We start from the raw sequence: 19,073 nt of genomic DNA, 5'->3' as shown, positions 1-19,073 counted from the left end.
AATAAAACCCAGTAGGGGTGAAATTCATAGTTATAAAATCTTTTGAGTTTCAAAAACCTCAGAGGATACTAAATGCAAACTGCGCCTTTGCGCCCTTACGGGAAATTTTTCAGGTTGATAAATTATTAGCCCGATGCAGGTAACACCGCCAATTCTATTAATTTTGTCCCCCTATATATATGGCTGCAAGACAGTCCAAATACCATTCTTAATTGCCTCAAAACCTTCATGGAAGCAAAGAAAATACGGAGCACCTTTATTGAGTTTTTCCAATCCAAGCAGCATCATTACGTCCCATCATCACCGATTGTGGTCAAAAATGACCCAACTTTGATGTTTACCAATGCCGGGATGAATCAGTTTAAAGACGCTTTTCTAGGCAATGAAATCGCCAAGTATTCCCGTGTCGCAAATTCGCAGAAATGCCTTCGTGTAAGCGGTAAGCACAATGACCTCGAAGAAGTGGGGGTGGATACCTATCACCACACCATGTTTGAGATGCTTGGCAACTGGTCGTTTGGTGACTATTTCAAAAAGGAAGCGATCGAATGGGCTTGGGAGTTGCTGACCGAAGTTTACGGACTGGAAAAAGACAGGTTGTATGTATCTGTCTTCGAAGGAGACAAGGGAGACAACTTGGGTTTGGACCAGGAAGCCTATGATCTATGGAAATCCATCGTGCCGGAAGACCGTATCATCATGGGTTCTAAGAAAGATAATTTCTGGGAAATGGGTGACGTGGGGCCTTGCGGTCCATGTTCGGAGATCCACATTGACCTAAGACCTGATGCTGAGCGGACTGAGATAGCAGGCAGAGCTCTGGTAAACAATGACCACGAGCAGGTGATTGAGATTTGGAATCTGGTATTTATGCAGTTTAACCGGGTTTCCGACGGATCTTTGAAATCCCTCCCTGCAACACACGTGGATACCGGGATGGGATTTGAGCGATTGGTGAGGGCCATTCAGCACAAATCTTCCAATTACGATACGGATTTGTTTGCTCCGTTTTTAAGTGCTCTGGAGAAGAAATCAGGTAAAACTTATGGTTTGGATGAGCAAACGGATATAGCTTTCCGTGTGATCGTAGATCATATCCGTGCCATTTCATTTACCATTGCTGACGGACAGCTTCCATCTAATAATAAAGCCGGCTACGTTATCCGTAGGATTCTGAGAAGGGCAGTCCGCTACGGATATACATTTTTGGACTTCCACGAACCATTTTTATATGAATTAACGAACCTTATTGCTGACAATTTCGGAGAGATTTTCCCGGAAGTCAGGCAACAACAGGAGTTTATCGCCAAAGTGATTTTCGAGGAGGAAACTTCCTTCCTTCGTACACTTGACAATGGCCTGAAAATGCTTGATCAGATTAAGTCTGAGCTTAAGGAAAAAGGGGACAATGTAATTCCTGGCAAGACAGCTTTTGAATTATACGATACCTTCGGTTTTCCCTTGGATTTGACTTCGTTGATCGCACGCGAAAGCGGTCTTTCATTGGATGAAAGCGGATTTGCGCAAGAAATGGAAGCTCAGAAAACACGTTCCCGTGCCGCTTCTGAATCTGAGACCGGCGATTGGGTGATTGTGAATGAGGATAATGGAGTTGAATTTGTAGGATATGACTTCCTAAAAGCGCATTGTCAGATCATCAAATATCGTGTGACTTCTGGTAAAAAAGGCGATAAATACCAGTTGGTCTTGGACAAAACACCATTCTACGCAGAAAGCGGAGGACAGGTAGGGGATACAGGATGGCTGATCTCTGAGACTGAAAAAATCAAAGTGATCGACACCAAAAAAGAGAACGATTTGATTGTTCATTTTGTGGAAAAGCTTCCTGAGAACCCGGAATCCAGGTTCGGTGCAGAAGTAGATGCAGAAAAACGCTATTTGACTGAGAATAATCATACAGCAACGCATTTGCTGCAGTCGGCTTTGAAAGAAGTACTGGGCGATCATATTCAGCAGCGTGGTTCGTTGGTAAACCAGAACCTACTCCGCTTTGATTTCTCGCATTTCAGCAAATTATCCGATGAAGAAATTACGAAGGTAGAGGATATCGTAAATGAAAAAATCCGGCAGAATATCCCGCTTTCCGAACAAAGAAATGTGCCGATAGAAGAGGCTAAGAAACAGGGGGCTACTGCGCTTTTTGGGGAGAAATACGGTGACTTTGTACGTATAATCACTTTTGATAAAGAGTTCTCTGTAGAACTTTGTGGAGGAACTCACGTACCTCAAACAAGTAAAATCGGTCTGTTTAAGATTATTTCGGAGGTTTCCAGTGCTTCTGGTGTCCGTAGAATCGAAGCCATCACCGCTAAAGCTGCGGAGGATTACTTCCGCAAGCAGGAAAGCTTGGTGAAAGAGATTCAGGAGTTGCTGAAGAATCCGAAGGATTTGAGAAAGTCAATTGAGTCCTTGCTTCAAGAGCGGAATGACCTGAAAAAAGAAATTGATCTATTCCATCTGGAAAAAGCTTCAGAGGTGAAAACTGAATTGTTAAAGCAATTTGTGGCAGGAGATGGAGTGAATACTCTTATTGCGCAAGTGGAACTGCCGAATGCAGATTCGCTGAAGAAGCTTGCATATGAACTGAAAAATGAAACCGTGAATGCTTTTGTGATTTTGGCAGCCAAAATTGAGGACAAACCCCAGATAGCTGTAATAATAGAGGAGGATTTGATCAAGAGCAAGGGGTTGAATGCAGGTCAAATTGTGCGGGAGTTAGCAAAAGAAATTCAAGGTGGTGGAGGTGGCCAGCCGTTTTTTGCAACAGCCGGAGGTAAGAATCTGGCCGGATTGGAAAATGCAGTGGCTAAAGCCAGAGAGTTGTACCTTGTAAGTGAATAAGAAACACACGCGCAGATGCTAAGCGAAGAATTAAGGAATAAATATCAATTGGTCATCGGACTTGAGGTGCATGCGCAGCTTATGACCGAAAGTAAAATGTTTGCGGCTGATGCTAATGAGTATGGTAAATCACCCAATACTCAGATTTCAGTGATTACGCTTGGCCATCCGGGCACTTTGCCAAAGGTCAACAGAAAAGCGATAGCATATGCCATCAAGATGGGATTGGCTTGTAATTCTGAAATTACTAGATACAATGTCTTTGCGAGAAAAAACTATTTCTATCCCGATCTTCCAAAAGGATATCAGCTTACACAGGACAAAGGGCCGATTTGTGTGGGGGGAACTGTCCCGATTCAACTTCCCGACGGAACCAAAAAGGAGGTGCTGCTGAATCGTGTGCATATGGAAGAAGATGCGGGAAAATCCATTCATCTGGCCGATGAACCTGATACATTGGTGGATTTCAACCGTGCCGGCACACCGCTGATAGAGATCGTAACGGAGCCTGCTATGCATAGTCCGGAAGAAGCTTATGCTTTTCTTGCGGAAGTGAAAAAGCTAGTAAAATACCTCGATATCTGCGATGGCAATATGGAAGAAGGCTCTCTTCGCTGTGATGCCAATGTGTCTGTGATGCTGAAAGGTAGCGAAGAGTTAGGCAAAAAAGTTGAAGTGAAAAATATGAATTCCTTCCGAAATGTGTTTCGTGCGATCGAGCATGAGCACGAGCGCCTGATCGGTCTTATTGAAGCAGGGGAGGAGGTTGTTTCTGAAACGAGAACTTTCGATGCCAATACGGGACTTACTGCAAGTATGCGAACCAAGGAGGATCTGAACGATTACCGTTATTTTCCTGAACCGGATTTAAGCCCCGTGGTAGTATCAGATGAGTGGCTGAATGCCGTTAAATCTACTATGCCGGTTTTGCCTAGAGAACTTCACAAGAAATTTGTTGAGGAGTTTGGTTTACCTGACTACGATGCGGCATTTTTGACAGAATCTAAGGAAATGGCTTTTTGGTTCAATGAGCTTTGCAATAAAACCAATAACTATAAAGCAGCGTCTAACTGGATGATGGGGCCAATCAAATCCAGTCTGAATGAATTCTCTCTTTCTTTCACTGATTTCCCCATCAGCAGTGATTCTTTGGCTGCTTTGATCGCTCTGGTGGATGAGGGCAAGGTGAGTTATACCGCTGCTTCTCAAAACTTATATCCTGAGCTTCTCAATAGTGCCAACGAAAGTCCATTGGAAATAGCACAGCGAATGAACCTGATCCAAGAAAGTGATGAGTCTTCTCTGAAACCACTGGTAGAAGAGGTACTGGCTGCCAATTCAGCAAAGGTAAAAGAATACAGATCGGGCAAGAAGGGCTTGATGGGCATGTTTATGGGGCAGGTAATGAAGAAATCCCAAGGCAAGGCCGATCCCAAAGTTGCCACAAAATTATTGACAGAATTATTAGAGAATTAATCTATGAATAGAATAAACGGAGTAGTTTTCCTTGTCCTTATATCCTTCTTCTCCTGCGGGCAGAAGCAGGCAAATGATGGAAATGTATTAATCACAGGAACTATTGAAAATGCGCCATCCGGAGAGATAATACTTTCCCAATTCACGGATAGTCGCCCAATAGTACTGGATACACTTCAGTTGGATAAAAAAGGTAAGTTTAGCTATGAAGTTGCTTTGGAAGCTCCGACTTTCTACGAGTTGAATATGTATGGGGAAAAGCTGATCCGGCTTGCGTTATACAAAGAGGACGTCAAAGTAAACTATGATTTTTCCAATCCCGAAAGTCTGGCTATTGAAGGCTCTCAGGATTCTAAAGAAATGCTGAAAATCGAACAATTGATGGAAGATTATCAGACAAAAGTCAATCAGCTGAATGAGTCATATTATCAAGCGATGAGTGATAATGATACAGAGGCAATCAAGCAGATTCAGACTGAAGCCATGGCGTTGGAAAGCAACCAGTCGTCTGAAGTGAAGAATGTGATCAACAGTATGGGAGATAGCTTTGCATCCTTGGCTGCGATAGGTCTATTAAATCCGAAGAATGAGTTTCAGTTTATGGACAGTTTGGTAGCCAAGCTTGACGGGAAGTATCCTGAGACAAAAACTATTGTTCAACTGAAGCAACAGTTGGATGAGATGAGAGTGCTTTCTATGGGACAGATTGCTCCGGAGATCGAACTTCCGAATCCTGAAGGCGAAACTGTAAAGCTTTCTGATTTGCGCGGAAAATATGTGATGATAGATTTCTGGGCGGCTTGGTGTAAGCCTTGCCGTGAAGAAAATCCCAATGTGGTCGCACTTTATAATGAATACAAGGAAAAGGGTTTTGAGGTATTTGGGGTGTCTTTGGACCGTACCAAAGAGGCTTGGGTGGAGGCAATCGCAGAGGATGGATTGACTTGGACTCAAGTCTCTGATTTAAAATATTTTAATTCAGCCGCTGCTGAGCTATATCAGATTTCTGCGATTCCCGCTACTTATTTGATCGATCCGGATGGTAAAATCATTGGGAAAGATCTTCGGGGTCCAAGTTTGAGAGCCAAGTTAGAGGAAGTTTTTGACTGATTTTTCTCAGTTAGTAAATCCAAAAAAAGCCTTCTGATTTTTCAGAAGGCTTTTTTTGATAGATATTATAAAAGGAAGGAAGAAAAAGTACCAAACAGTCCTTCCTTTAAAAATCGTGTCATTGAAAAAGGAATAGCAAAAGTTGTTTATCACCCGAGACAAATCTACTGAAAAGATTCAAAAGAAAAACAATCCTATAGTTATTCTTATCGAATTAAATATTAATTTTTCCTGATTTAGATTTAATATTCCTTGAAAATTAATAATTCATTAAAAAATCAACTATTTCGCTATTTTTTCATAACTGGCAATGACTCCTCTAACCATTGCCGAACTGAAGCCCTGGTGTTCCATTTCATTCAACCCTACTATGGTACAACCCTTCGGAGTAGTTACTTTATCTATCGCTGCTTCCGGATGCATGTTTTTTTGAATCATCAGTTCAGCTGCTCCTTTTACGGTTTGATTTACGATCTTGCTTGCCGTCACCGAATCAAAACCGATTTGTATCCCTCCCTGAATCATTGCCCGCATAAACCTCAGTACATAGGCAATCCCACAAGCACCCAGGACCGTTGCCGCTTCCATTAGACTTTCGTCAATTGGAATAGTGAACCCAATTGCATCAAATAATTCTGATACAAGTTTTATTTGCTCAGGACTTGCATTCTCTGCACAGATGCAGGTAACTGATTCCTGGATATCCGCAGCAATATTTGGCATAGCCCGGAAAGCCACAGATTGATGCTCGATTACTTGATACATTTCAGCAAGGGTGATTCCGGTGGCCAGCGAAATGATAAGTTGTTTTTTGGGATCAAGAGAAGGTTTGATTTCGTTGAGAATGGGAGCGATGTTGTAGGGTTTTACACCAAGGATTATGATGTCGGCGTTTGCGGCTGCAGAGCTATTATCAGTTTGAACATTTACACCAAGTGCAGCAAAATCACCGAGACTATCTACGTGTCTTTTGGTAAGCGTAAGATTCTTCGGGGCAAAATCCTCCCTTCTTAGTAGACCATTTGCGATAGACGCTCCCAGATTGCCACAGCCAATGATGGCTATATTTACTTTCGAAATCATAGAAAATATAATTATTGATTGTATTCGTTACTTAAAGGTAAACAAATAGGATGTTTTTGTGTGGATTCAAAAAATTTTATATGATTATCCGCAATGGTGCCAGTGGCATTGCTTTCTTTGGTTTGCTTGCTGAAATACCCCCTGCCTGCCAGACGGGGATGACGGGTGACCCGCCACGGCGAGGCAATCCGAAGTAGCCTTGATGTCCCGCTATCGGGATTGCCAAATCCTATATTGCTTTAGTTTCTTTACTGGCAGAATCTTAGTCTAAGGCTATTATCTTCAGGTTATCTGACGCACGGATAAGCCAAACTGTAATCTAATTACTCACAATAAATCATCTTTCATAGTATTCCAAACTTTGGCTAAAAGAAATCCTGAACCTACTACCGTGACTGTAAGGCCAATTGCTAAAGGATAGTTTCCATAAATCCAATTTCCCGTTGCAAACATACAGCTATAAACTAGGATGCATCCTAAAATCATAGCTATAATGCCTGAAGGTACAGACCATTTTTCGTTGCTCTTTTCTATATCAATGCCTTCTTCTTTTGCCTCATCCAATACCTTTTTCCATCCAGGTCCACCGGGTCTGGTCTTCTTATAAAAACTGTTCAAGACAGCTTTATCCTCCGGTTTGGTTATAAAAGTGGCCAATACCCATACAACGGTAGTTACCAATACGATTGCAGGAAATCTTGCCCATGTTGGAAATATTCCTTGTATTATTATCGGCTCTTATACCATTATGGAGTAAAACTAAAAAGGAATTTACCTGATGCCGAGATAAGGTCACTTCGGTATATTTTGCCTTACAGTATTAGTGTAACAGTGCTCAAACCTTTCAAACAAAGGAATTAAGGAGAAGTAAGACTGCGGATAATCATTGATTGGCCAGAGCGTAGTTGGGATTAAAAAATTGACTATCCTTGCACCTTTATTGAATGGTTATGAAAAGAAAATTAATTCTTCTGGTAAATCTGTTGATCGTTTCTCAGTTTACATATTCCCAGATTAACATGGAAGATTCCACTGTGCGGACAATTGCTTATTGGGAGAATAAGGAAATCACCTCCTACCAAATTACATATGAGTCATTTGAAATTATTGAAAATGACACCAGCAAATGGAATAAGATAGCATATGTGGTGGATATGGAAATTTTGGATAGTACAGCCACGAAATACGATGTGTCTTGGACTTATAGAGATTTTGTCTTTGACCTAGGTGAAAGAGATACACTATATCAACCCTATGTAGAAAAGATGCTCACAATTTCGGAGGGTTCAGAGGTGAAATTTAGAACTGATGAATATGGTTCTTTTCAAGAAGTGATTAATTGGGAGGAAATAAGTGAGTTTTATAGAAAAGCTGGCGACACGCTCAAATCGGCTTTTGGTGACATCCCTCAGATCAACCAAATGGTAGATCAGACTTTTATAAGTTATCGAAGTAAGAATTCAATCGAAACACAAAGTATCAAAGATGTATTGCAATTCCTGAATTTTCATGGTGGTGAATATAAACTTGGAGAAGAATTGTCTGGGATAATAAATTCACCAAATGTGCTGGGAAAGGACAGGTTGGAAACGCAAGTGTACATTTTATTGGAGGAGATTTTTCCCGAGGACAATGATTATAAAATAGTGTCATTTTCGGAAGCGAACCCGGAACAATTAGCTTCCGAAACCAGATTGGTTTTGAAGACTATGATGCCAAATGCTACTGAGGTAGAGTTGGATGGATTTATGGCTGAGGTTGGCAAACTTTCAAATACAGTAGAAAATGTCTCCGTGATTCATGGTTGGGGTTGGCCAATTTTCTCGAAAGAAGTAAAAAATGTTGGGTCTGACCAGAAAATCAAAGTTGAAATTCGCACAATTGAAATTCTATAAAAAGGCCTTTTTGGAATAGCATTTGCATTTTATCAGGGATAAAATACTCAAAAGCCTTACCTTTGCGCCCCTAAAAGAATCCCGTTTTAATGCCGAAACTTATTCGAATCACCACTGTTCCGATATCCCTCAAGTTATTACTTGCCGGGCAAATGAAGTTTATAAGGGAGCAGGGTTGGGATGTATTGATGGTAAGTGCCGATGGTAGAGAGCTTCCTCAAGTAATCAAGGCTGAAGGAGCTAGGCATGAGATTATTCCATTTACCCGTAAAATCACTCCTTTCCAAGACTTGAAATGTCTGTGGCAACTGTATCAGTTGATCAAAAAAGAGCAACCTGATATCGTGCATACACATACCCCGAAAGCCGGTCTCTTGGGGATGATTGCCGCAAAGTTGGCTGGAGTGCAGGTGAGAATCCACACACTTGCGGGTATTCCCTACATGGCTGCAGAAGGAGGCAAAAGAGGACTGCTGGAGAAAATAGAAAGATTAACTTATTCCAATGCCACCCATGTCTGGCCCAATTCCAATGGGCTGAAGAATTTTGTAATAGAGAATAACCTCTGTCCTAAGGAGAAATTGACCGTAATTGGCAAAGGGTCTTCCAATGGAGTGAATCTGGATAATTTCAACCGGGGCGTTCTGAAAGAAAATCATCTGGTAGCTGCTACAATGCGGATTCTACCGGGAGAGGATGATTTTATTATACTTTCGGTTGGGAGATTGGTTAAGGACAAAGGGATCCAGGAATTGGTAGATGCTTTCCTAAGTTCGAAGATCGTAAGCAAATCCAAGCTGGTACTTCTAGGCAGCTTTGAGCAGGACCTAAACCCGCTTAATCCGGAAACCATAAAAATCATAACCGATCACCCTAGAATTGTTCAGATAGATTGGTCGGATCATGTTGCCCATTACCTTGCATTGGCTGATGTACTTGTCCACCCTTCTCATCGAGAGGGATTTCCTAATGTTCTTTTAGAAGCAGGAGCTATGGAACTGCCTGTAATTTGCTCTGATATCATTGGCAATACGGATGTGATTACACAGCAGAAAACAGGCCTGATTTTTCCCGTCAAAAATGTGGAAATATTGAAAGAAGCTTTAGAATTTGCCTATGTGAAGCGTGATAAAATGGCTGAATTGGCTGATAATCTATTTCTGGAAGTTTGCGGGAATTACGAGCGTACTAAGGTTCAGAATGAAATTTTTGCTCAATACCAAACTGCTTTAAACAGTGCAGATAAAGCTAAATAGCGTATATTTAGCACTTAATAAAATTTGAATTTTTATCTATGAAATCGAGCATGATGCAAACGACACATGAGGGGATGATTATTCATCTGGCGAGATTCCATCTGACCATTAAAAAACAAACTATAAACAGATGAAGTACCTGGTCACCGGAACTGCCGGATTTATAGGATTTCACGTTGCAAAGCAACTTTTGAAGAGGGGAGATGAAGTAGTTGGGTTGGATATAGTCAATGACTACTACGATATCAATCTGAAATATGCCCGCTTGGACAGTATGGGAATTAGACGAAGTTTGGTCAAGAAAGGTGAAGTAGTCCAGTCGGACAATATCCGGGGCTATAGATTTATTCAGTTAGATCTATCCGTCAAAGCACCCCTTGAGCAACTTTTTGCCCAAGAGAAATTTGATGTGGTAATTCATCTGGCTGCACAGGCGGGTGTACGCTATTCATTGACAAATCCGGAAGTGTACATTGAGAGCAATATCGTGGCTTTCTTGAATATATTGGAATGCTGCCGCTTTCATCCGGTCAAGCATCTGGTATACGCTTCTTCCAGCTCTGTCTATGGATCGAATGAAAAAATGCCTTTTTCCACCTCCGACTCGGTAGATCACCCCATTAGTTTGTATGCAGCCTCCAAGAAATCGAATGAATTAATGGCTCATACCTACAGCCATCTTTTTAACATTCCCACAACCGGATTAAGGTTTTTCACGGTCTATGGCCCTTGGGGAAGACCGGATATGGCATTGTTTCTGTTTACTGAAGCCATATTGAAAGATGAACCAATCCAGGTATTCAACTATGGCAATATGAAGCGGGACTTTACTTACATAGATGACATCGTAAAAGGTGTGATTAAAGTTGCAGATAGGCCGGCTACCCCAAATGCTGAGTTTGACGGCCAAAACCCTGATCCCGGAAGTTCTAAGGCACCTTATAAAGTGTATAATATCGGAAATTCTGCTCCGGTTTTGTTGATGGATTATATCCATGCGGTAGAAAAGGGATTGGGTAAGGAAGCGAAAATGAATATGCTCCCTATGCAGCCGGGCGATGTGCCTGCTTCGCATGCTGATGTTTCGGATTTGGTTAGGGATACAGGCTATAAGCCGGACACACCCATTGATCAAGGTGTAAAATCTTTCACCGATTGGTATTTAGACTACTACAAAAAATAAGATGGGCAAATCAATTTTGATCACAGGTGGAGCCGGATTTATCGGCAGCCACGTTGTACAACTATTCGTCGAGAAGTATCCGGATTATATGATTGTCAATCTGGACGCATTGACTTATGCAGGGAATCTTGAGAATCTGAAAGCTGTAGAAGGGGCTTCAAATTACATCTTTGAAAAAGCAGATATTCAGGATGCAGCTGCACTAACAGCAATACTTGAAAAACATAACATTACTGATGTAATTCATCTGGCGGCTGAATCTCATGTGGACAGATCCATCACAGACCCCTTGGCATTTGTGAAAACAAATGTGTTTGGAACGGTGAATTTGCTGAATGCTGCGAAGGAATTTTGGAAAGAAAACCTTACTGACCATTTGTTCTACCACGTGTCCACAGATGAAGTGTATGGGTCACTGCATGACGGTGGATTCTTTTTGGAAACTACCCCATACGATCCGCAGTCACCATATTCTGCCTCAAAGGCTTCATCCGATCATTTTGTCAGGGCTTATGCCAATACATATAAAATGAAAACGGTGATATCTAACTGTTCAAATAATTATGGGCCGAATCATTTTCCCGAGAAATTGATTCCGCTTTGTATTCACAATATCAAAAACAACAAACCACTGCCCGTATATGGAAAGGGTGAGAATGTTAGGGACTGGCTTTTTGTAAAAGATCATGCAAGAGCAATTGATACAGTTTTCCATAAAGGAAAAGAAGGAGAGACCTACAATATTGGTGGTTTCAATGAGTGGAAAAATATTGATATCGTAAAGCTACTTTGTGCCAAAATGGATGAGAAGCTTGGCAGAGAGGCAGGAACTTCAGAGAAATTGATCACTTATGTAAAAGATCGTGCGGGGCATGATTTGCGCTATGCAATTGATGCTACGAAGATTCATGAAGAATTGGGGTGGGAGCCTAGTTTACAGTTTGAAGAAGGAATTGAGCTTACAATAGATTGGTATCTTGATAACCAAGATTGGTTGGATCATGTGACTTCGGGAGCTTATCAGGAATATTATGCCAAACACTACAACAATTAAATTAATTACATTTAATTACAAATGATGGCACCTGGATTAGTCTTGGTGCCATTGTTTTTTACGGGTGGTTTGTGAAGGCTTTTGTAATTGGGTTTCTTTGTAAAAATTTCATGACTATGCAGATTAATTTGGTTAAGCCTATTTACGGGCTTTTTCTTTTAATGGTACTTAGCAGCGGAACCTTTGCCCAAACGGGAAGATTCCAGCAGGCTGCTGACTATCAGATGGACGTCGAGATGGACGTTAATACAAATCAGTATAAAGGGACTCAGGTACTGGTTTATACCAATAATTCACCGGATACTTTACACCGTGTATTCTATCATCTGTACTACAATGCATTTCAACCAGGCAGTATGATGGATGAAAGATCCAGGAACATTGCCGATCCGGATCGCAGAGTTGGTGATCGCATCAGTAAATTAAAACCTGATGAAATAGGTTATTTAAGGGTAAATAGCTTAACGATGAACGGAAAAGCTGTTGAATATAAAGAAGTGGGGACTATTTTGGAAGTGGAGCTTAGAGAACCTATTCTACCCAACTCTGATGTCAAATTTGAAATGGATTTTAGCGGACAAGTTCCTTTGCAGATTCGGAGATCGGGAAGAGACAGTGAGGAAGGTGTGAGGTTTTCCATGTCTCAATGGTATCCCAAGATGTCTGAATATGACGAGCAGGGCTGGCATGCAAATCCTTATATCGGACGTGAATTTTATGGCATTTGGGGTGATTTTGATGTGAAAATCACTATCGACAAAACGTATATGCTGGGTGGAACCGGATATTTACAGAATCCAAATGAAATAGGTCATGGGTATGAGGATGAAGGAACAAAAGTTCCACAAACCAAAGGCGATAAGCTGACTTGGCATTTCAAGGCACCTAAAGTTCATGATTTTATGTGGGCTGCTGATCCCAAATACCGTCACGATAAGGTAGAAATGACCAATGGTATTACTGTCCATCACCTGTATATTCCCACCAATGATGTCACGGCAAACTGGGAGAAACTGAAAGAATATACTCCCAAGGCTATAGAATATATGTCTGAACATTTTGGGCAATACCCATACAAGCAGTTCTCTGTAATCCAGGGTGGAGATGGTGGAATGGAGTATCCTATGTCCACACTTGTGACCGGCGGCCGCAACCTTAATAGTCTGGTAGGAGTAATGGTGCATGAATTGGCCCATAGCTGGTTTCAGGGAGTATTGGCGACTAACGAAGCGCTTTATCCTTGGATGGATGAAGGATTCACAAGTTATGCCACATCTCTTGCTATGTCAGCTATCTTTAGGCCGAGTGAAGCACCTCTAAGAGGTTCGTATATGGGGTATTATAGATTGGTGAGCTCAGGGAAGGAAGAACCCATGAGCACACATGCTGATCACTACCATACCAATGCGGCCTACAGTACTGCTGCCTACGCCAAAGGCGCTGTTTTTTTAGCTCAACTGGGTTACATCATCGGTGATGAAGTCAGAGACAAAGGAATGTTGAGCTACTTTAATACCTGGGGTTTTAAGCATCCCAATGTAAATGATTTTGTCCGTGTAATGGAAAAGGAAAGTGGGTTGGAGTTGGATTGGTACAAGGAATACTTTGTGTACACGACCAAAACCATTGATTACGGTATCAAGAAGGTGACCGCACAGGGTGAGCAAACAGACATTACGTTGGAGCGGATAGGACTTATGCCTATGCCTATAGATGTGGTGATTACCTATACAGACGGTAGTTCAGAGATGGTCTACTTACCTTTGGAAATCATGAGAGGAGAAAAATCTCCTGAAGCCAGTGCTGCGACGAGGATTATTTCGGAAGATTGGCCTTGGACTAATCTGACCAAGACAATTACAATCAACAAAAAAATGGAGACTATTAAATCTATTGAGATTGATCCCAGCAAAAGACTAGCGGATATCAATGAGGATAATAATAAGGTGGAGTATTAAGCTTCACCTATTCAATTTTACGCATAAAAAAAGGTGACAAAACTGTCACCTTTTTTTATTTGTTGGAATCAACCTGCATTCTTCATGTCCTGAACTTCTTTACGGATGTCTTGGGCCATGTTCTTCAAGTCCTGCATTCCTTTTCTTACTCGTGTACCGGCAGCTTGATTTCCCTTTTCATAGAACTTCTCAAAATCGTCTTTAAGAGAATTCACCAGTTCGCTTACTTCACTAAATTTGCTCATAGTAAAAGTGTTTTATTAAAGTTGATGATAAGTTATTTATAATTCAATATAGCCCAAATACTTACTAAATCAATTCTTAAGGCATATTTTTTGATTTTTTTACTCTCCAAAGGACATTGCCAGCTTAGAGTTTTTATACACTCCACTAGTCAGTTTCTCTTTTATTGCTGCGAATGCAGTCACCGTTTCCTCTACATCTTCCAGTGTATGAACAGCAGTAGGGATTAGTCTCAATATAATCATTCCTTTTGGCACTACAGGATAAATGACCACAGAGCAAAATATTCCGTAGTTTTCACGTAGGTCCTGGGTCAGTGAAGCAGCCTCGCCAACTGTACCGTTAAGCACCACTGGAGTGACAGGAGAATTTGATTTGCCTGTGCTGAAACCATTCTCATGAAGTCCTTTTCTAAGGGCTCCTACAATTTTCCAAAGGTTATCTTTCAGTTCAGGTTGAGTTTTCAGCAACTCAAGACGCTTCAATGCACCTTTTACCAGAAGCATCGGAAGAGACTTGGCAAAAATTTGAGAGCGCATATTGTATCTCAAGAATAAAATCACTTCAGGATCACCTGCAATGAATGCTCCTATGCTGGCCATTGACTTTGCAAATGTGGAGAAGTAAAGATCGACCTGATCCTGTACACCCTGTTCTTCATCTGTTCCGGCGCCTGTTTTACCCATAGTACCAAAACCATGCGCATCGTCAATCAGCAATCTGAACTCGAACTTCTTCTTAAGTTCAACAATTTCTTTCAGCTTGCCCTGATCTCCGGTCATTCCAAAAACACCTTCAGTGATCACAAGAATTCCTCCGCCGGTTTCATTGGCAAGTTTGGTTGCCCGTTCTAACTGTTTTTCGCAATTCTCAATGTCATTATGAGGGAAGACATATCGCTTACCCAAGTGCATTCTAAGGGCATCGATGATACAGGCATGGCATTCCGAATCATATACTACGACATCTTTTCTATCAAGAAGCGAGTCTATCACAGACATGATACCTTGGTATCCGTAATTCAATAAATAGGCTTTCTCTTTCTTGACAAAAGCGGCCAATTCATCCTCTAGTTGTTCGTGAAGACTGGTTTGTCCTGACATCATACGTGCTCCCATCGGGTAGGCGGCACCGTATTCAGCGGCAGCGTCCGCATCAGCTTTACGTACTTCAGGATGATTTGCGAGGCCTAGGTAATTATTCAAACTCCAGGTTAGAACATTCTTCCCCTGAAATTTCATTCTTGGAGCAATTTCCCCTTCGAGTTTTGGGAAGGAGAAATAGCCGTCTGCAAACTCAGAGTGTTTGCCCAAGGGGCCCATGTTCATTTTTAATTTTGCAAATAGATCCAAAGCATTTCGAATTTAAGTGATAAGGGATTTAATGATCTGTTCATTAAAATCCGACAAAAATAAAACTTAAATGCCTGCCAAGCAAAAAACGGTGTCGAAACAAACGTTTCTTAACAAAGCTCGGATTATTTTCTTTATTTAGCCGAAACCCAAAATTCTAGCTTTTAACGGAAGAGATAATGACCGAAATCAAGAAAATACTAATTGCAAATAGAGGGGAAATCAGTTTGCGTATTATGCGAACCGCCAGAGAAATGGGCATTGCCACAGTTGCGGTCTACAGCGAGGCAGATAGACTTTCTCCCCATGTGTTGTTTGCTGATGAAGCAGTTTGTCTGGGACCTTCTCCTTCTTCGCAGTCGTATTTGCTGGGAGATAAAATCATTTCAGTTTGTAAAGAACTGGAGGTGGATGCCATTCATCCCGGATATGGATTTCTTTCTGAGAATGCTGATTTTGCCAGAAAGGTAAGGCAAGCAGGTATGATTTTTATCGGCCCATCACCGGAATCTATTGAGGTAATGGGAAGTAAACTGGCAGCTAAGCAAGCAGTGGCTAGGTATGACATTCCTTTGGTACCGGGTACGGAAGAAGCCATTTCTGATCTCTCTGAGGCAAAATCCCGTGCAGCGGAAATCGGCTATCCCATCTTGATCAAGGCCAGCGCAGGCGGAGGGGGCAAAGGGATGAGGATAGTGGAGAATGAAGCGGAATTTGAAGAGCAAATGCATCGGGCGGTGAGTGAAGCCCAATCCTCATTTGGTGACAGTGCCGTTTTTATAGAAAAGTATATCAACTCTCCCAGACATATAGAGATCCAAGTGCTGGGAGATCAGCAGGGTAATATAGTCTATTTATTTGAACGGGAGTGCTCCATTCAGCGTAGGCACCAAAAAGTGATAGAAGAAGCTCCTTCATCAGTGGTCTCTCCCGAGATGAGAAAGGCCATGGGAGCAGCGGCAGTAGGCGTAGCCAAGGCTTGTGATTATTATGGTGCCGGCACTGTGGAATTCATCGTTGATGAGCAATTGAATTTCTTTTTTCTTGAGATGAATACAAGGCTTCAGGTGGAGCATCCTGTGACGGAAATGATTACAGGAAAGGATCTGGTACGTGAGCAAATTTTAATTGCCGGGGGCAAACCGCTTTCTTTTGCCCAAGAGGATCTGAAAATTAATGGACATGCTTTGGAAGTAAGGGTTTATGCAGAGGATCCGGGAAATAATTTCCTTCCTGATATAGGGAAACTTGAAACCTATAGACGTCCGCAGGGCGCAGGGATTCGGGTAGATGATGGATTTGAGGAGGGAATGGATATCCCCATCTATTATGATCCTATGATAGCCAAGTTGATAACCCATGCGGAAGACCGAACCTCAGCTATCGAGAAGATGGTGCGGGCGATTGAGGATTATAAGATTGTAGGCATTCAGACAACTCTTGGTTTTTGCAAATTTGCAATCACACACCCAGCCTTTGTAAGTGGATCTTTTGACACAAAATTTGTTGAGAACTACTTCAATCCTGAGGTTCTCGCGGATGAATTTTCTGATTCTGAATTGGAATTGATCTCTGCCTTGGCTGTTGAGTTCTTTACCAAGAATAAGTATACAGGACATTTGCCGTCGGAATCAATTGCCAACAAAGAATCAGCTTGGAGAAATAGGTTACAATAAGATGGCAGAAATATTACCCCTTAAAGCGTGGCGATATGCCGGGTCTTTGACTTCTCAGATGGAGGAATTGACAGCTCCCCTGTTTGACGTAGTCTCGGCCAGACAGCGACAATTGCTCTATGAGAATCCTCTAAATAGCATACATCTTTCTGTTCCTCATGGAGATAGCCCTGCTGAAAAAGCTCTGGAAACTCTGGAAAGATGGAAGTCTGAGCGTATTATACAACAAGACCTGAAACCTGGAATTTATGTATATTATCAATACTTTCGTCTGCCGGGAGAGCATAGCGAGCGCTGTAGAAAGGGATTTGTTGCTCAAATCAAGGCTTATGAGTGGAGCGAAGAAGTAATTCTGAGGCATGAGAATACCATAACTTCTGCGGTAAACGACAGGATTGAGCTGCTTCGAAAGACTCAAATTCAGGCCAGCCCTACCCATGGTTTGTATGAAGATATTGATGAGCAGCTCGAAAGTTACATGGACGATGCAATCGCTAATCCCCTATATGAGTTGGAAGATTACCAAGGAGTAAGGGAAGTAATGGGGGTGATCCAAGATCCTTTAATCATTGGGGACTTTTTGAAAGTAATGAAAAACAAGCAAGTGATCCTTGCTGATGGACATCATAGACTGGAAGGAGCTATCGAATACAGGAAGTCAATGAAGGGGGCATTGCCTGATAAACGATGGAAAGGATTTGATTATCATTTAATGTATTTGACTAATACCAGTGGCAATCATCTTAAAATCTTACCGACTCATCGCTTGTTCTATGGATTGGAATTGTCATCCGGGGTTCTTTTGGAAAGGATAAGCATGTGGTTTGAAGTGAAAAAATTTGCTGATCCGGAAGAATTGGGAGTGTATGCATTTCATAAACCTCATACCTTTGGACTGGTAATGGGAGATGAGTGCTATACCCTACAGTTGAAAGCGGGTATGATGGATACTATCGATCAGCATTTAGCGGAGAGTATTAGGCAGTTGGACCTTACGGTTCTTCATGAGGTATTATTTGCAAGGATTTTGGGAATACCGGTTGCTGATCAGAGAAATTCAGATCAGATTGTTTATGAACGAAATTTTTCCAGATGTATTCAGGAAGTTCGGTCAGGCAAGGCCGATTTTGCTGTCATTACCAGGGAATTAGAATTAGATCAAGTTCTGAAGGTTTGTAGAAGCGGTGAAGTAATGCCACAGAAATCCACCTATTTCTATCCAAAAGCGTTGGGCGGATTGCTTTTCGCCAGTATTAAACAAGATGAATTTGATTTCGACTATGGAGCCTTTTTTGAGTAACCTCAAGGACAAGAAAATCATATTAGCCTCCAATTCTCCTAGACGGCAAGAATTATTGAAGGGGTTGGAGGTAACGTTTGAAGTAAGGGTGAATTCTGTGGATGAAACCATCCCGAAGGATCTTCAGGCAGAATATGTGGCAGCTTATCTATCTAAACTGAAGTCTGAGTCATTTGTGGGTGAACTTGCAGATAATGAAATTCTTATCACGTCAGATACTGTGGTAATAGAAAACGGGCATGTGCTCGGAAAACCAACAACTGAAGAAGAAGCTTTTGATATGCTGAAAAGTCTGTCGGGAGCTACTCATTCGGTAATGACGGCGGTGACCTTGAGAGATAAGGCTAGACAGATCACATTAGAAGATGAGACAGTTGTAACCTTCAGATTTCTGGAAGAGGAAGAAATCCGGCATTATATCCACCACTATAAACCTATGGATAAAGCAGGGGCTTACGGAATTCAGGAATGGATTGGATTTATGGGGGTGGAGAAAATCGAGGGCTCCTATTATAATGTGATGGGATTTCCACTTCATTTGGTGTATGCCCAATTAAAAAAATGGTAAGGGCAAAATGTGACTGATTTGGAGCTAGTCTTCAGACTTTGTACCAATAAAGTAAAA

15 protein-coding genes are annotated in these 19,073 nt (G+C 41.7%); 11 read left to right on the top strand and 4 right to left on the bottom strand.

The genetic code is table 11. The features are described from left to right. Window positions 1-228: 228 nt before the first annotated feature. Genes alaS through ID165_RS09840 form a run of 3 tightly spaced genes read left to right on the top strand, consistent with a single transcriptional unit; the run spans window position 229 to window position 5,448 of the window. Window positions 229-2,862, top strand: coding sequence for an alanine--tRNA ligase (gene alaS / locus ID165_RS09850; RefSeq protein WP_192350169.1), 2,634 nt, complete (start codon window positions 229-231; stop codon window positions 2,860-2,862). A gap of 15 nt (window positions 2,863-2,877) precedes the next feature. After that, window positions 2,878-4,338: an Asp-tRNA(Asn)/Glu-tRNA(Gln) amidotransferase subunit GatB gene (gene gatB, locus ID165_RS09845; protein WP_192350168.1), complete on the top strand. Its 1,461-nt coding sequence runs from the start codon at window positions 2,878-2,880 to the stop codon at window positions 4,336-4,338. A gap of 3 nt (window positions 4,339-4,341) precedes the next feature. Then, window positions 4,342-5,448: a TlpA disulfide reductase family protein gene (locus ID165_RS09840; RefSeq protein WP_192350167.1), complete on the top strand. Its 1,107-nt coding sequence runs from the start codon at window positions 4,342-4,344 to the stop codon at window positions 5,446-5,448. Window positions 5,449-5,730: 282 nt separating this feature from the next. On the opposite strand, the gene proC is transcribed toward ID165_RS09840, so the two are convergent. After that, window positions 5,731-6,531 (bottom strand): pyrroline-5-carboxylate reductase, encoded by an 801-nt coding sequence (gene proC / locus ID165_RS09835; RefSeq protein ID WP_192350166.1) that lies wholly within the window; start codon window positions 6,529-6,531, stop codon window positions 5,731-5,733. 327 nt (window positions 6,532-6,858) lie between these two features. Beyond that, the gene (locus ID165_RS09830) at window positions 6,859-7,212 is read right to left on the bottom strand and encodes a hypothetical protein (protein WP_192350165.1); all 354 of its coding nucleotides are present in this window, start codon (window positions 7,210-7,212) and stop codon (window positions 6,859-6,861) included. Window positions 7,213-7,481: 269 nt separating this feature from the next. Between ID165_RS09830 and ID165_RS09825 the strand changes: the two genes are divergently transcribed. The 5 genes from ID165_RS09825 (at window position 7,482) to ID165_RS09805 (ending at window position 13,877) form a co-directional block, all read left to right on the top strand. Further along, window positions 7,482-8,426, top strand: a complete 945-nt coding sequence (locus ID165_RS09825) for a hypothetical protein (protein ID WP_192350164.1) — start codon at window positions 7,482-7,484, stop codon at window positions 8,424-8,426. 89 nt (window positions 8,427-8,515) lie between these two features. Further along, the gene (locus ID165_RS09820) at window positions 8,516-9,682 is read left to right on the top strand and encodes a glycosyltransferase family 4 protein (protein ID WP_192350163.1); all 1,167 of its coding nucleotides are present in this window, start codon (window positions 8,516-8,518) and stop codon (window positions 9,680-9,682) included. A gap of 130 nt (window positions 9,683-9,812) precedes the next feature. Beyond that, window positions 9,813-10,865, top strand: a complete 1,053-nt coding sequence (locus ID165_RS09815; protein ID WP_192350162.1) for an NAD-dependent epimerase — start codon at window positions 9,813-9,815, stop codon at window positions 10,863-10,865. 1 nt (window position 10,866) lies between these two features. Further along, window positions 10,867-11,919, top strand: coding sequence for a dTDP-glucose 4,6-dehydratase (gene rfbB, locus ID165_RS09810; protein ID WP_192350161.1), 1,053 nt, complete (start codon window positions 10,867-10,869; stop codon window positions 11,917-11,919). Between the two features lie 116 nt (window positions 11,920-12,035). Further along, on the top strand, window positions 12,036-13,877 hold the full coding sequence (locus ID165_RS09805) for a M1 family metallopeptidase (RefSeq protein ID WP_370539745.1): 1,842 nt from the start codon (window positions 12,036-12,038) through the stop codon (window positions 13,875-13,877). 68 nt (window positions 13,878-13,945) lie between these two features. Here the strand turns inward: ID165_RS09805 and ID165_RS09800 are convergent, their stop codons facing one another. Beyond that, window positions 13,946-14,122, bottom strand: a complete 177-nt coding sequence (locus ID165_RS09800) for a histone H1 (RefSeq protein ID WP_057938062.1) — start codon at window positions 14,120-14,122, stop codon at window positions 13,946-13,948. 99 nt (window positions 14,123-14,221) lie between these two features. Then, window positions 14,222-15,472, bottom strand: a complete 1,251-nt coding sequence (locus ID165_RS09795) for an aminotransferase class I/II-fold pyridoxal phosphate-dependent enzyme (RefSeq protein ID WP_192350159.1) — start codon at window positions 15,470-15,472, stop codon at window positions 14,222-14,224. 179 nt (window positions 15,473-15,651) lie between these two features. Here ID165_RS09795 and ID165_RS09790 point away from each other — a divergent pair, with 179 nt between their 5' ends. From ID165_RS09790 to ID165_RS09780, 3 genes are read left to right on the top strand one after another with little or no spacing between them, the layout of a single operon-like run. Beyond that, a complete protein-coding gene (locus tag ID165_RS09790) occupies window positions 15,652-17,148 on the top strand; it encodes an acetyl/propionyl/methylcrotonyl-CoA carboxylase subunit alpha (RefSeq protein ID WP_192350158.1) in 1,497 nt (498 codons plus the stop codon). Between the two features lies 1 nt (window position 17,149). Further along, complete coding sequence (locus ID165_RS09785) at window positions 17,150-18,448, top strand: DUF1015 domain-containing protein (RefSeq protein WP_192350157.1); 1,299 nt, start codon at window positions 17,150-17,152, stop codon at window positions 18,446-18,448. Further along, window positions 18,411-19,016 (top strand): Maf family nucleotide pyrophosphatase, encoded by a 606-nt coding sequence (locus ID165_RS09780; protein WP_225587059.1) that lies wholly within the window; start codon window positions 18,411-18,413, stop codon window positions 19,014-19,016. The genes ID165_RS09785 and ID165_RS09780 overlap by 38 nt, the downstream gene beginning before the upstream one ends. The last annotated feature ends 57 nt before the right edge of the window (window positions 19,017-19,073 follow it).

The organism is Algoriphagus sp. Y33, from assembly GCF_014838715.1.
Classification (GTDB): domain Bacteria; phylum Bacteroidota; class Bacteroidia; order Cytophagales; family Cyclobacteriaceae; genus Algoriphagus.
Note: the sequence above shows the minus strand (reverse complement) of the source record. Positions and strands in the feature narration are given on the sequence as shown.

What these genes read in the sequence shown, in the direction of transcription:
- rfbB (WP_192350161.1), top strand. Translation starts at nt 10,867, where the DNA reads ATGGGCAAATCAATTTTGATCACAGGTGGAGCCGGATTTATCGGCAGC.
- gatB (WP_192350168.1), top strand. Translation starts at nt 2,878, where the DNA reads ATGCTAAGCGAAGAATTAAGGAATAAATATCAATTGGTCATCGGACTT.
- ID165_RS09790 (WP_192350158.1), top strand. Translation starts at nt 15,652, where the DNA reads ATGACCGAAATCAAGAAAATACTAATTGCAAATAGAGGGGAAATCAGT.
- ID165_RS09825 (WP_192350164.1), top strand. Translation starts at nt 7,482, where the DNA reads ATGAAAAGAAAATTAATTCTTCTGGTAAATCTGTTGATCGTTTCTCAG.
- ID165_RS09785 (WP_192350157.1), top strand. Translation starts at nt 17,150, where the DNA reads ATGGCAGAAATATTACCCCTTAAAGCGTGGCGATATGCCGGGTCTTTG.
- ID165_RS09805 (WP_370539745.1), top strand. Translation starts at nt 12,036, where the DNA reads ATGCAGATTAATTTGGTTAAGCCTATTTACGGGCTTTTTCTTTTAATG.
- ID165_RS09820 (WP_192350163.1), top strand. Translation starts at nt 8,516, where the DNA reads ATGCCGAAACTTATTCGAATCACCACTGTTCCGATATCCCTCAAGTTA.
- ID165_RS09780 (WP_225587059.1), top strand. Translation starts at nt 18,411, where the DNA reads ATGAATTTGATTTCGACTATGGAGCCTTTTTTGAGTAACCTCAAGGAC.
- ID165_RS09800 (WP_057938062.1), bottom strand. Translation starts at nt 14,122, where the DNA reads ATGAGCAAATTTAGTGAAGTAAGCGAACTGGTGAATTCTCTTAAAGAC.
- ID165_RS09840 (WP_192350167.1), top strand. Translation starts at nt 4,342, where the DNA reads ATGAATAGAATAAACGGAGTAGTTTTCCTTGTCCTTATATCCTTCTTC.
- ID165_RS09815 (WP_192350162.1), top strand. Translation starts at nt 9,813, where the DNA reads ATGAAGTACCTGGTCACCGGAACTGCCGGATTTATAGGATTTCACGTT.
- alaS (WP_192350169.1), top strand. Translation starts at nt 229, where the DNA reads ATGGAAGCAAAGAAAATACGGAGCACCTTTATTGAGTTTTTCCAATCC.
- proC (WP_192350166.1), bottom strand. Translation starts at nt 6,531, where the DNA reads ATGATTTCGAAAGTAAATATAGCCATCATTGGCTGTGGCAATCTGGGA.